General features: G+C 66.1%; 14 protein-coding genes. 7 read left to right on the forward strand and 7 right to left on the reverse strand.

Annotated elements, in window-relative coordinates; genetic code table 11:
• The first annotated feature begins 1 nt into the window (after position 1).
• The gene (locus GM658_RS28950; RefSeq protein ID WP_170298992.1) at positions 2-652 is read left to right on the forward strand and encodes a GNAT family N-acetyltransferase; all 651 of its coding nucleotides are present in this window, start codon (positions 2-4) and stop codon (positions 650-652) included.
• Here GM658_RS28950 and GM658_RS26290 read toward each other — a convergent pair.
• The 6 genes from GM658_RS26290 to GM658_RS26315 all read right to left on the reverse strand — a co-directional run bounded on the left by GM658_RS26290 (position 642) and on the right by GM658_RS26315 (position 5,478).
• Positions 642-1,142 carry an aspartyl/asparaginyl beta-hydroxylase domain-containing protein gene (locus GM658_RS26290; protein ID WP_170298993.1) on the reverse strand — a complete coding sequence of 167 codons (501 nt, stop codon included), beginning with the start codon at positions 1,140-1,142 and terminating at the stop codon, positions 642-644. The two genes, GM658_RS28950 and GM658_RS26290, sit on opposite strands and share 11 nt — an antisense overlap.
• Positions 1,139-2,878 (reverse strand): O-linked N-acetylglucosamine transferase family protein, encoded by a 1,740-nt coding sequence (locus GM658_RS26295; protein WP_155457078.1) that lies wholly within the window; start codon positions 2,876-2,878, stop codon positions 1,139-1,141. The genes GM658_RS26290 and GM658_RS26295 overlap by 4 nt, the downstream gene beginning before the upstream one ends.
• A gap of 6 nt (positions 2,879-2,884) precedes the next feature.
• Positions 2,885-3,739 (reverse strand): PEP-CTERM sorting domain-containing protein, encoded by an 855-nt coding sequence (locus GM658_RS26300; protein ID WP_155457079.1) that lies wholly within the window; start codon positions 3,737-3,739, stop codon positions 2,885-2,887.
• A 129-nt stretch (positions 3,740-3,868) separates the two neighbouring features.
• Entirely contained in the window at positions 3,869-4,258 is a 390-nt protein-coding gene (locus GM658_RS26305) for a c-type cytochrome (protein ID WP_155457080.1), read from the reverse strand.
• A complete protein-coding gene (locus tag GM658_RS26310; protein ID WP_155457081.1) occupies positions 4,255-4,830 on the reverse strand; it encodes a ferritin-like domain-containing protein in 576 nt (191 codons plus the stop codon). The genes GM658_RS26305 and GM658_RS26310 overlap by 4 nt, the downstream gene beginning before the upstream one ends.
• A gap of 24 nt (positions 4,831-4,854) precedes the next feature.
• Positions 4,855-5,478, reverse strand: a complete 624-nt coding sequence (locus GM658_RS26315; RefSeq protein WP_155457082.1) for an RNA polymerase sigma factor — start codon at positions 5,476-5,478, stop codon at positions 4,855-4,857.
• Positions 5,479-5,622: 144 nt separating this feature from the next.
• Here GM658_RS26315 and GM658_RS26320 point away from each other — a divergent pair, with 144 nt between their 5' ends.
• The 3 genes from GM658_RS26320 (at position 5,623) to GM658_RS26330 (ending at position 7,908) form a co-directional block, all read left to right on the forward strand.
• Positions 5,623-6,087, forward strand: coding sequence for a hypothetical protein (locus GM658_RS26320; RefSeq protein WP_155457083.1), 465 nt, complete (start codon positions 5,623-5,625; stop codon positions 6,085-6,087).
• Positions 6,088-6,159: 72 nt separating this feature from the next.
• Positions 6,160-6,864, forward strand: a complete 705-nt coding sequence (locus GM658_RS26325) for a glutathione S-transferase N-terminal domain-containing protein (RefSeq protein ID WP_155457084.1) — start codon at positions 6,160-6,162, stop codon at positions 6,862-6,864.
• 63 nt (positions 6,865-6,927) lie between these two features.
• Complete coding sequence (locus GM658_RS26330) at positions 6,928-7,908, forward strand: cyanophycinase (RefSeq protein WP_170298994.1); 981 nt, start codon at positions 6,928-6,930, stop codon at positions 7,906-7,908.
• Here GM658_RS26330 and GM658_RS26335 read toward each other — a convergent pair.
• Complete coding sequence (locus GM658_RS26335) at positions 7,898-8,437, reverse strand: DUF2058 domain-containing protein (protein ID WP_155457086.1); 540 nt, start codon at positions 8,435-8,437, stop codon at positions 7,898-7,900. The genes GM658_RS26330 and GM658_RS26335 overlap by 11 nt on opposite strands.
• A gap of 49 nt (positions 8,438-8,486) precedes the next feature.
• Here GM658_RS26335 and GM658_RS26340 point away from each other — a divergent pair, with 49 nt between their 5' ends.
• The 3 genes from GM658_RS26340 to GM658_RS26350 all read left to right on the forward strand — a co-directional run.
• A complete protein-coding gene (locus GM658_RS26340) occupies positions 8,487-9,335 on the forward strand; it encodes a CAP domain-containing protein (RefSeq protein WP_155457087.1) in 849 nt (282 codons plus the stop codon).
• A gap of 87 nt (positions 9,336-9,422) precedes the next feature.
• Entirely contained in the window at positions 9,423-9,857 is a 435-nt protein-coding gene (locus GM658_RS26345) for a nuclear transport factor 2 family protein (protein WP_155457088.1), read from the forward strand.
• Positions 9,858-9,942: 85 nt separating this feature from the next.
• Positions 9,943-12,880: sensor histidine kinase (locus GM658_RS26350; RefSeq protein ID WP_155457089.1), on the forward strand; the 2,938-nt coding region annotated here is incomplete at its 3' end.

Consider the following 12,880-nt stretch of genomic DNA (forward strand, 5'->3'; position numbering starts at 1 on the left):
ATTGCTTGATGCAGTTGCCGCAGTTCCACTCATACTCAGTCCCAACTTCGCTATAGATTTTCCAGTCGGCCTGGAATCATGGCACCGCGCCGGCGGCCGTATCAGCTTTGCCGCCGGCGATGTCTGCTTTACGCAATTCGATGCCGCCGATGCCGATGCGCTGCTCGAGATCCGCAACGATCCGAGCGTGCTGCCCTTCATGCCGGGCGCCCAGGCCATCGACCGGGCGCGCCACCTCGACTGGGTCAACGCCACGCTGCTGCACACCAGCGGAGCGACACCGCTGCTCATGCTGGGCCGGGCAGCAGGCCGGGTTGCCGGCTTCGGCATCCTCAAACCGACCGCCGCAGCGGGGACGCTGGAAATCGGCGTCATCGTCGCCGGCCACTGGCAGCGCAGCATGCTGCCGCCGCGGCTTGGCTGCGCCCTGATTGCGCTGGCTGCCCAGTTGTTCGGCGCCGATACCCTGGTCAGCTACGTCAATCCTCGGCACGGCCATGCCTTGCGCCTGAACGGCGGCGCCGGCCTGCAACTGGCCGCACGATCCGACAAGCCGGGCGAGCAGTGCTTCCGCACCAGGCTCGATGCGCTGGTTTCGACGCCCTTTTATCGCCGCTGCACGCGTGGACTGCAAATCAGGCTCACGCAATAAAGTCGAGCAGCAGAACCACGCGGCGCGCGGCAGCCAGGTTCCATGCCTCGTGTTCGAGGCGATCGTCGAGCACCAGCGCGCGCCCTTCTTGCCAGCCCCTGGTTTCAGCCGCGACGCGGATTGCACAATCGCCGGGCGGCACTTCAAGCGCCAGGTGGCAGCGCAGGTAAGGGCCCGCCTTGCCCTGGTGGGGCTTGATCCTGGCCCCCGGCTGCAGCACCGAAAACGCCACCGCGCCATGCCCGGGCAGCAGGTGTTCGACCAGGGCGGCAGTGCGCGGGCAACGCAGCACGCCTTCCGTGAGCGGTTCGCGATGGGGCAGGTTCCACAGGCCGAATACCTGCCAGCCGTGGTCATACAGCTGCGCCTCGACATAGTCGCCCAGCGCGTCCTGCACGGCGAGGAATTCGGCGTAGATCTCCTGCCAGTGGCGCTCCAGTTCGGCGACAAACGGGAATCGCGCCGGATCATGGAAGGGCGCGGGGTTCACGCCTGCTCCTGCCATGCGCGCAGGATGGCCGCGGCCAGCGTCGTCTGCCCTTGCGCGTCCTGTCCCGCGAGCTGCGCCAGGCCCGACCTGGCCAGGGTCCCGATGCGCGCGCGCTCGGCTTCGGAGTTCAGCAGCTGGCTGGCCAGCGCAAGATAAGTATCCCGGTCCTTTGCGCACAGCTCGCCCAAGCCGGCACGGGCCAGCAGCAAAGGATCGACTTTCGACGCCAGGTCGCCGCCCTCGAGGCAGACCAGGGGAATACCCAGCGCCAGCGCATCCATGGCTGTATTGGTGCCGCCAAACGGGAAGCTTTGCAGGATCACGTCGGCTTGCGCCAGCTTGTCCATATAGCCGGCGTAGCCCATGGTCGGATGGACGCAGGCTTGCGGGAAGCGGCCTTGCAGTTCGCGGCGCAGGGCCAGCAGCTCCGCGCCGCTGGCGTTCGGGAAAAAGTGCAATTGCGTGGCAGGCGGTGCCGACGCCAGCACCTGCGCCACGACGTCAAGAAAATCGGGCGTCAGCTTCATGCGGGCGGCGTTGACGGCGACAGTGCGGACTTCACCCGCCGGTCTTGGCCGTGCATGCCAGCCGCCGGGCGGCGGCGACGGCAGCGCCTGCGCGTCGAAGCAGGCCATCTTGCCGTATTCCGGCATCGGCGCCGTGGCCAGTTCATGGAAAACCAGGGTGCCGTCAATCTGCCCGCTGCACGAAGGCGCAGGATGGCCCACCGACATCAGCTGGAGCGGCGCCAGGCGCAGCATGGACAGGACAAAAGTCCAGTAGCACATGCCGATACTCGGGTAAAACAGCAGGTCAGGTGCAGTGGAGGCCACCATCTGCGCCAGCCGCGCCACGTCCCGCTCCTGCGGCGGGAAATACAGTTGCTCGTCGCTGAAGCGCGCATGCTCGGCGCAGCGCGTCGGCTGGTCTGTAAGCAGGGTCACGTGAAAATGCTCTTTCAAACCCGCCAGCTGGCCCGCATAGCAGCGGAACATGGCGTGCCCCGGGAACAGCAGCTCGCCGACGATCGTCAGGCGCGGCTTGCCGGCCACCGGCGCACGCGCAGAAGCTGGCGGCACGGCAGGCAGCTGGGCGCCAGCGTGGCGCACGATGGCTCGTTTGAAATCGTGGCGCCCGGGGTCGGCCAGGTAGCTGACGTGGAAAGCAGATACATGGCATTGCTCGAGATAGCGCAGCGGCATTTTCACGGGCGCGACCGACATCAGCCAGCGGCCCGCGGCAGCCGTCGCGCGTGCCGCGCCGGCATCAAGCGGACAGGTGTCGAGGCAGGCGATGGCGGCCAGCCGCGCATGTATCGGATCGTGCCCGCTCCACTCGGCCAGCGCTTCCGCCGACAGCAGCGAAGCATCTCCCAGGGCCGCCAGCTTCAATTGCTTCCAGCCCGGCATTTGCTGCGGGTGAAGCAAATCCTCCTCGCGCATTGCGAGCACATCCATCAAAAAAGGTTTGACCCGGGCACCGGCCGCGCCGACCAGGTCGCGCAGCACGCCGCGCACGGCAAGCAGGCGCAGCACTCCCAATTCATCCTTTACGCCAGCTTCGCGTACCCAGCGGCCCAGCAATTCAAGCAAGGCTGCTTCGTCTTCCGGCGGCAAGGCGACGGCCTGGCGCCGCCATTGCCCCCCCAGCATTGCTTCAAACAGGTATCTGTGGAACTCCTCCTTGCCCGAAATGCGGCGCGCTGGGTGGAGGAATTCGATGCGCTGACCCGGCATCCAGGCTTAGGGCCGCGATCGGCTGCGGCGCTTCATGCCGGCCAGACCAAGCAGGCCCAGCCCAGTCAGCAGCATGCTCGAGGGTTCTGGAACGCTGGCAGGCGGCGCCAGTTCTTCAACATCGAGCTGCAGGCGCGCATTGCTCAAATTCAGGTCACCATTCACCAGCAAGTTCCAGTCCAGCTTATGGCTTGAGAGCAGCTGGTCCAGCATGTCCTGATTGGAAATTTCCCCGGCAATGGAAAAACTGCCATTCCAGTCCTTGGTGGTGGTGGTGGTCTGGGTGTACTGGTCGCCATAGTAGTTCGAATAAGACCCCGAAACCCAGTAGCTGCCGGAACAGCGGTTGCCACAGCTGTAATATTGGTAGTAGCCCGGCTGGCTGCTATAGCCTTCCCAAGACATCCCGTCGTGAGTGGTGTTCTGCGCACTGGACTGGGTCAGGGCAGTCGCGCCGCTACCTGCGCCGATGCCCGCCAGCGACAGGCTCGCACCTTCGGTTTCGCCGCTTTGCGCCACCGACTGCTGGTAGTTCTTATTGCGGACGTAGGTATAGCTGTAATTCCACCCATCGTAATAGCTGTTGCTGAGCACATAGTTGCCGGCGGAGAAGCCCGTCGTTTGCGCCTGGCCACGGCTAAGCAAATCCTGGTCGTCCGAGAAGTTGAAGGTGAACGATGCGCTGTTGATTTTGAAATGCTGCGGCAGGATGGAACTGCCGTCGAACATGCCGGCGTGCTGGCCGGCCCCCATCCAGCTGCCGTCGGCGATCGAGCCGGTCAGGGTGATCGGGGCGGCTTGGGACGTAGATGCCATCGACAGCAGGGCGGTAGCAACGGCGGCGGAGAGAAGTTTATTCATTATCAATTAAAATTGTTTATAAGAACAATGCGGGTCTCTTAAGCAATATTTGTTCCAGCGATCGCAAGCATATGATTCTAAAAGAAACTGTGAATTACGCCCGCGCCAGATGTAAAGAATTTCGACACTTCAGCGACAGCGATGGCCCTTCATTTTCAGAAAGGCAATCAGGTCGGCCCGCTCTTGGCGGTCCTTGACCCCGGCGTAGCCCATGCTGGTGCCGGGCACCGTCTTCATGGGGTCGGCCAGGAAAAGGTCGAGCGTTTTTTGGTCCCACACGATGCGCGAACGTCGCATCGCAGCAGAATAGGCAAAGCCCGGCACGCTGCCGGCGCGGCGGCCGAACAGGCCGCAATGGCGCGGCCCGGTGCGGTCATATTCCAGCGCATGGCAGGCCAGGCAGCGCTCATACACGGCCTGCCCGGCCTGCGCCCGGCCCACCACGCCGGGCGGCGCGGCCAGCGCTGGCGCGCAGCCTGCCGCCAGCGCCAGCAGCATGAGGACGGGCGCGCTTTTCATACCATGAAGGCCGACGGCACCGGCGCCTCGCCCAGGGCCTGGCGCAGCACGGCCCAGTGCATGGCCTCGTCGCCCAGGATGCTGGCGGCGGCCTTGGCCAGGTCGCGGTTGCCAAACAGCGGTACGGCGCCGAGGTAGGCGCTGACGGCGCCCTGCTCCAGCGCGGCTGCGAAGCGCAGCACGTCCGCCTGCGACTTCAGCTTCTCGGTCGGGAAAGCGTATTTTTCCTTGGCGCCGACGGCCTTGCCGCCCAGCTTGGCGATGGTCTTGGCCAGGATGTCGGCATGCTCCTTGTGGTGGCCCTGGAAGGTCACGGCCAGGTCCAGCACCGGTTTTTTCAGCAGGCCGCTTTCCGCGCCCAGCTGGTAGGCGGCGATGGCTTCCAGTTCGGCGCCCAGCGCCGTATTCAGGATGCGGACGTCTTCTTCGCCGTCCTTGCCGGTCTTCGCCGCCAGCGCATCTTCGCCCGCCAGCAGCGCCACGGCGGCGCCGGACAGCAGCAGGCCCGATTTGGAGAGGAAAGAACGGCGCGTGCCCGGTGCCGCGTCGTCGAGGGAAATCAGGAAGGACATGGTGTTTCTCCTTTTGGTGGGTGGTCAGTCGTGCAGCCGTTTCAGCACGTTGGCGACGATGCGGTCGCAGCGCGCGCCATCGAAGGCGAAGGCGTCTTCCAGCGCGATATCGAGCTCGCGCGACAAGGCTTCGCGCAGCAGGCCGCGGGCGCGGAAGTAGCGCGTGCGCACGGTCGCTTCGGGAATGTCGAGGCAGGCGGCAGTCTCCTCCACTGACATCTCTTCCAGCGCGCGCAGGACGAACACCGTGCGGAAGGCATCGGGCAAACCGTCGATCTTCTGCTCGATCAGGCGCCGCGCCTCGCGGCGCAACAGCGCCTGTTCCGGCTGTTCATTGTGTTCGTCCATTGCTGCCTCCCCGTCAAGCTGGATGATGTCGGCCATGCGGATCTTCTTGCGCGAACGGGCGATGGCTTCGTTGATGACGATCCGGGTCAACCAGGTCGACAGGCTCGATTCGCCGCGGAAGTTTTCCATGCCGCGGAAGGCCAGGATGTAGGCCTCCTGCAACACGTCCTCCGCTTCGGCATCGTCCTTCACGATGCTGCGCGCCGTACGGTACAAAGCCCGGTTGTGGCGGCGCATCAGCTGTTCGAATGCGGCTAGGTCGTTCATTGCTTTCCCCGTGTTTGGCTGTTTTCCTGACATTGGATGCACAAAGATTGTTCCACGTTCCCGGAAAATGAAAAAAGACCGAAAAAATATGCGCGGAGTTGGCAAGGCGGTCATTGCCACGCGGCAATCCGGTGCGCTATCGTGACTGGCTTCCCTCCTCACTCAACGGAGCCGTACATGGCAGAGCAAGATATTTCCAGATTTGAAATTCCCGCCGCGGTGGCGGCAGCGCTGGGCGACTGGGTGCAGCAAGCGGCGCGCGAAACCGGCACGCCCTTGCATGCCGAAATCGAAACATTGCGCGCCCAGCTCGCGGCCGCCCAGGCCACGCTGGAAGAGAACGAAGACCAGATCACGCGCCTGAACGGCGAATTGCGCAACGCGCGCAACATCGCCGCCGATGCCCTGGTCGGCAAGGCGAAAGACCAGCTGGCGATCGAAGGCAAGGACGCACAGATCGCCGACTTGCGCAGCCAGCTTGAGCGCAGCGTCGCCATCGCTGCCACGCTGTCCGATGCCAAGCTGGCCGCCGAGATGGAGCTGGTCGGCGCCGCCACCGCGCGCGACAACTACCTGGCCGAGGCCGGCGAGCTGCGCGCCCAGCTCGAAGCCTGCCGCGCCGCCCGCCGCGCGGCTGGATGACCAGGGTGCACTGCGCGAAAAACCGGATTGCCGCATAATCGCGGTTCATTGTCCAACCGAGAGAGTTTGCGCATGACTGGCATCACCGATTTCCCCATCAACGCCAAATGGCCGGCCCAACACCCTGAACGACTGCAGCTTTATTCCCTGCCCACGCCGAACGGCGTCAAGGTATCGATCATGCTGGAAGAAACCGGCCTCGCTTATGAGCCGCACCTGGTCGACTTCGAGACCAACGACCAGATGTCGCCGGAATTCCTGTCGCTGAACCCGAACAACAAGATCCCGGCCATCATCGACCCGGACGGCCCGAGCGGAAAACCGCTGCCGCTGTTCGAATCGGGTGCGATCCTGCTTTACCTGGCCGAGAAAACCGGCAAGCTGCTGCCGCAGGATCCGGCGGCGCGCTACGAAACCATCCAGTGGCTGATGTTCCAGATGGGCGGCATCGGCCCGATGTTCGGCCAGGTCGGCTTCTTCCACAAATTTGCCGGCCGGGAATACGAGGACAAGCGTCCGCGCGACCGCTACATCGCCGAAGCGGCGCGCCTGCTGGCGGTGCTGGAGCAGCGCCTGGAAGGCCGCAAGTGGATCATGGGCGGCAATATGACCATCGCCGATATCGCGGTCTTCCCCTGGGTGCGCAATCTGGTGGAATACTATGGCGCCGGTGAACTGGTGGGCTTCGAGAAGTTCGCCAACGTGCGCCGCGTGCTGGCCGCCTTCCTGGACCGCCCGGCTGTGGCGCGCGGCCTGAAAATTCCCGCGCGCGCTTAAATCCTGCTAGTTGTTGGGCGTACAATGGCCGGGCAGGATCCACTTCAGCCCGGGAGCATCGCCATGGTACGTCTTCACCGATTCTTCGCTGTCTTCCTGCTGCTGGCCGCCGCGCTGGCAGCGCCTGCCCAGGCAGGCAAGCCTTACCAGTATTACGCGGTGGGCGATCCCACCAATGTCGTGGTGGCGCCGCGCACCAAGTCCGCCATGGTGCTCATGGGCGGCGGCCCGGACGTCGACGCCGCCTTCAGCTGGATGATCCAGAAAGGCGGCGGCGGCAACTTCGTGGTGATCCGCAGCCGCGGCACCGATGCCTACAACCCCTATATCTTCGCCATGGGCGGCGTGCAATCAGTCGAAACGCTGGTGATCCCCAGCCGCGACGCGGCCAACGATCCTTTCGTGATCGAGCGCATACGCAACGCGGAAGAATTGTTCATCGCCGGCGGCGACCAGTCCGACTACATCAACTTCTGGGAAGGCACGCCGGTGCAGGCTGCGATCCAGGAGCTGGCCAACCGCAAGACACCGATCGGCGGCACCAGCGCCGGCATGATGCTCCTGGGCCGCTTCGGCTTTAGCGCGCTGAATGGCAGCATCACCTCCAGTGAAGCGCTGGCCAATCCCTTCGACAAGCGCATCACGCTGGAACGCGACTACCTCGCCATGCAGGCCATGGGCAGCGTGATCACCGATGCGCACTTCGACACGCGCGACCGGCTGGGCAGGCTGGTGACCTTCATGGCGCGCATCGTCAACGATGGCTGGGCAACCATGGCGCGCGGCATCGGAGTTGACGTGGAAACGGCGCTGCTGGTGGAGGACGGCAAAGGATCGCGCATCGGCGCCGGTTCGGTGACCTTCCTGCAAACGGTGGGCGTGCCGCAGGTGTGCCTGCCCAAGCAGCCGCTGACTTACCAGAACCTGCAAGCGCAGCGCCTGTCCGGCGGCGGGACTTTCGACCTGGGCAACTGGGCCGGCTACGGCGGGTCGACGGTCAACTACACCGTGTCCGCCGTGCAGGGCGTGCTGGTTACCAAGTAAAGTCGTCGGGGATCTTGTAGTCGGCGTAAGGATCGTCTTCCGCCGGCTGCTCGACGGCGGGCTTCTTGAGCGCGACCACCACTTCCGGCGCGCGCTCGGCGATCTTCTCGCCCACCACTTTCGGCACCAGTTCGGCCACGCCGTCCAGTACCACGATCATCAGGCGGCCGTTGACCAGGTGCTGCTGCACTTTGTCTGAAACATAGATGCGGTCGATCTTGCTGCCCAGGGTAAAGTTGTAGGCCACGTCGCCATTGCCCTTTGGCTGGCGGTGCTGCTGCACCATCTGCACCACCTGGGCCATGACCGCCTTCTGGCTGGCGGCGGCGTCGCGCTGCGCGTTCAGCTCGCGCGCGCGTTCGGCGTTCTTGCGCTGCTGCTCCTGCGCCGCTTCGCGCGACTGGTCAACCGCCTTGGTGCCGGTGCGCAGCTCTTCCTTGTGCTGTTTGGACTTGTCCTGCAGCGCCTTGTTGACCTTCTTCTTGTCGACCAGGCCGGCCTTCATCAATTGTTCTTGCAACGAAACCATATACACTCCTCTGTTGCGCGCAGTTTACCAGAGCGCGTATAGTGGGCCCATGAAAAGGCTTGCCATTCTTGCCATCGCATGTGCGTCGCACATCCTTCCCGCCCGCGCCAGCGATGCGGAGCAGCTGGCGGCCATGGTCAACGCCTGGCGCGCCGCGCCTGCCACATGCCAGGGACGGCAGCGCCCCGCCGTGCCGGTGCTGGCGCCGCACCGCCTGCTGTCGCAGCTTGCGCTGCGCCCCGGCACCATCCTGCTGGCCGCGCTCGACCAGGCTGGCTACGATCCCGAAGTCGCCGATGCGGTGAGCGTGGAGGGGCCGGGCGAAGCACGCGCCGCCTTCGACGCCCTGCGCGAAACCTATTGCGCCACGCTGGGCAGCACGCGCTACCGCGACATCGGCGCGCACAAGGCCGGCAATGAATGGACCATCGTGCTGGCGGCGCCGGCGCCGAATCCTGTGCTGCTGCTGCCGGATGCCGCCAGCGCCGCACAGGAAGTGCTGGACGCCACCAATGCCGCCCGTGCGGTGGGCAGGCAATGCGGCGATACCTGGATGGCCGCCGCGCCGCCCGTGGCCTGGAACGCGCGCCTGGCCGCCGCTGCGCTGGCGCACAGCGAAGACATGGCGCAGCAATCCTACTTCTCCCACGTCGACCGGCGCCGCCAGGAAGCGCCGCAGCGCGTCGAAGCGCAAGGCTACAGCTGGCGCAACGTCGCGGAAAACATTTCGCGCGGACAGAACAGCGCCCAGGAAGCGGTCAACGGCTGGATCAACAGTCCCGGCCATTGCCATAACCTGATGAATCCCCGTTTCACCGAGATGGGCGCGGGCCTCGCCATCCACCAGGCCAGGCACCCTACTGCCTACTGGACCCAGGTGTTCGGCACCCCGCGCTGAGCTTGACTTCCGCCCCCCAGGTACTAGGCTTATCTGATCGGCAGCCCTGCGGCATGCCGCCGCAGGTGCCGGTGATTGGGGGATGCCATGGACACCAAGAAATTCATCAGCGAAGGCTATAAGCTGTTTGCGGCAGGCGACTTGAAAAGCCTGCTGGAACGCTTCAACGACGATGCGGAAATGATCAATCCCGAATCGGACTACCTGCCCATAGGCGGCAGCTATCGCGGCAAGCAGGAGATTGCCGAATACTTCATGAAGCTGGCCGAAATCACGCAGTGCACGCATCTGGAAACCAAAACCATGGTGCAGGAAGGCGATACCCTGGTGGTGACGGGCGACTCCAGCTGGGTGGCCCGCAGCACCGGCATCGCCTACGACAACCCCTTCGTCCACGTCTTCAAGATGCGCGACGGTAAAGTCGGATCGCTGCGCGCGTATTTCGATACCAGCAAGCTGGAACATGCGCTGCATCAGGCCGCCGGCACCGGCCAGTCCGCCGGCAAACCGCTGCACCACTAAATAAGCATCCGTCCATGCCGGGCCCGGAAAAAGGGCTCTGCATGGCGCGCTGATGGTTTAACCGGAAATCACTTACACTGACGGGATGTCTTCCCGTACGCTGATTGCTGCCCTCCTGTTTGCAGCAGGTGTGGCCGCGCAAGCAGCGCCTTCCCGCCTGCTCGCAGATTACACCCACACCGCCTGGACCCGCCTGCAAGGCGCGCCAAGCGACGTTGTCAAGTTCGCCCAGACGCCGGACGGCTGGCTATGGATTTCCTCGCCGGGCGGCCTGATGCGCTTTGACGGCGCCCATTTCGAGCGGGTCGAGTCGCTGGCCGGACATCGGCTGCAGTCGGCCAGCACCATGGGCTTGCTTGCCACGCGCAACGGCGGCCTGTGGGTCGGCCACCGCTATGGCGGCATCACGGCCCTGGTAGGCGGCAAAGTGCGCGAGTTCGGCCAAGCCGAAGGGCTGCCGCCGTCCGGCGTCATGAGCCTGACCGAGGGGCCGGACGGCAGCATCTGGGCCTGCGTCAGCGGTGGCTTGGCGCAACTGGCGCCGGGCGCCGCGCGCTTCACGCCCATCACCCCGGACAGCGGGCTACCGGCCGGCGCGGCGCGCCAGGTCCTGTTCAGCCGCAGCGGACGACAATGGGTCTCGGTGCAGGGCGGCATCTACTGGCGCGACACGCCGGATCAGCGCTTCCGTCGCGCCTGGCCCCACCTGGACCTGATGGCGATGGCGGAAGGCCCGGATGGCACCATCTGGGCCACGGACGGCGTCCAGCGCGGCTACCGCGTGCTGGCGGGGCCGCCACCCGGACAAGCCGTGCCGCGGCCCGAGTTGGCGGCCAACGGCATCCACTTCGACCGCAGCGGCACCATGTGGCTCTTGAACGGCAATGCGCTGGAGCGCGTCCAGCCGGGGCCAGGCCAGAAGCTGACGCGCGAAAACGGCATCAGCGGCGCGCTGCCGCAAACCTGGTTCGAAGACCGGGAAGGAAATATCTGGATCGGCACCACGGCCGGCCTGGACCGGCTGCGCCGCAACCGTCTGCGCCTGCTGTCCACCAGCGAGCCGCTGGACCATCCGGGGCTGCTGGCCGACAGCGACGGCCGCGTGATCGTCAGCAGCCTGGCCGGCGCGGCATTCAGCTACAGCGCGCAGGGCGAGCCGCTGCGGCGCGAGGCAAACCAGATGTCGGCAGGTTACCGGGCGCCGGACGGCGCGTTGTGGTTCGGCGACAGCAATGAACGCTGGCGGCGCGCGCCTTCCGGGCAGGTGTCGCGCTACCCGCACCCGGCGCGCTACGCCCAGCACGACGTGCAAGCCATGACGCTCGACCGCGACGGCCGCATGTGGCTCTCCATCTCGCGCGAAGGCCTGTTCAGCGCCGAGGGCGGGCGCTGGACCAAGGACGGCGGCGTGCCCGGCTTGCCGCAGGCGATGGCGCCCGCCGTGTCCACCGATGCGCAAGGCCGCATCTGGGTCGCCTACGTCGGCAGCCGCGTCGCCGTCATCGATCACGGCAAGGCGCGCGTATTCGGCGAAACGGAAGGCATGCGGCTTGGCAACGTGCTGTCGCTGCTGGTCGACGGCCCGCGCGTATGGGCCGGCGGCGAATTCGGCCTGGGCTGGTTCGACCGCACCGGCTACCACGGCGTGAATGCCGTGCTGCGCGGGATATCCGGCATGGCACGCACGCCGCAAGGCGAACTGTGGCTACACGGCACGGAAGGCATCACGCGCATCGCCGGCCCGGAAGTGCAGCGCCTGCTGGACGGCACCGGCGCCGACGGCGCTCCGCTGCGCTTCGAACGTTTCGACGCTCAGGATGGCCTGCCGGGCGGCGCCGAACAATTCCGCCCGCTGCCATCGCTGGTGCAGGGCAGCGACGGCCAGCTGTGGTTTTCCACCGCCAGCGACATCGCCAGCATCGACCCGGCGCGCATTGCGCGCAACCTGCTGGCGCCGTCGGTGCAAATCCGCGCCTTGCGTTCGGGCGGCGCATCCTACCTTCCGCTGCCGCATGTGCGCCTGCCGCAAGGCAGCAAGGACGTCGAGATCGCCTTTACTGCACTCAGCCTGTCGATGCCGGAACGGGTGCGCTTCAGCTACATGCTGGAAGGGGTCGACGGCGGCTGGCAGGACGTGCAGGGCCGGCGCGAAGCCTTCTACACCAACCTGCAGCCGGGCCGCTACCGCTTCCGCGTGGTGGCGTCGAACGAGGACGGGGTATGGAACGGCGACGGCGCCGAGCTGCAGCTGGAGATCCCGCCCACCTTCACCCAAACGCCGTGGTTCATCGCCCTGCTGGCGGCGGCCGGCGGCCTGGCGCTGGCCGCGCTGTACGCGCTGCGGGTGCGCCAGCTGACGGCGCGCATGCAGGACCTGCTGCACGAGCGCCTGGCCGAGCGGGCCCGCATCGCGCGCGGCCTGCACGACACCCTGCTGCAAAGCGTGCAGGGCCTGATCATGTTCTTTGACCGCCAGTCGGCCCGCATGGCGCCCGGCAGCGAGGAAAAGGCCAGGGTGGAGCAGACGCTGGAACTGGCCGACCAGTTGATGGTCGAGGGCCGCAACTACATCATGGACCTGCGCGCCACGGGGGCGCCGGAAGAACTGGCGCAGGCCTTGCGCCAGTACGGCACCGTGCTGCTGCCGGGGCGCTTCCAGCTCGAACTGCAGCACAGCCCGCGCGCCATGCCCTCCCACGTGCATGGCGAAGTGCAGTCGATCGCGCGCGAAGCGCTGCTCAACGCGGCGCGCCACGCCGAGGCCTCGTGTGTGCGCCTGCTGCTCGACTACGACGCCCGCACCTTCCAGCTGGAAGTGAGCGACAATGGCCGCGGGCTGCCGGCCGACTGCGCAGCCGGAGCAGCGGCCGGCCTGCCGGCCCGTCCCGGCCACTTCGGCCTGGTCGGCATGCGCGAGCGCGCGGCCGCCATCGGCGCCACCTGCACGTTCGGCGCTCCAGCCGGCGGCGGCACCGTAGTGCGCCTGCAGATGCCGGCGCAACTGGCCTACGTCGAGCGGCGCC

It is taken from the genome of Massilia eburnea, from assembly GCF_009720745.1.
In the GTDB taxonomy this organism is placed as follows: Bacteria; Pseudomonadota; Gammaproteobacteria; order Burkholderiales; family Burkholderiaceae_D; genus Rugamonas; species Rugamonas eburnea.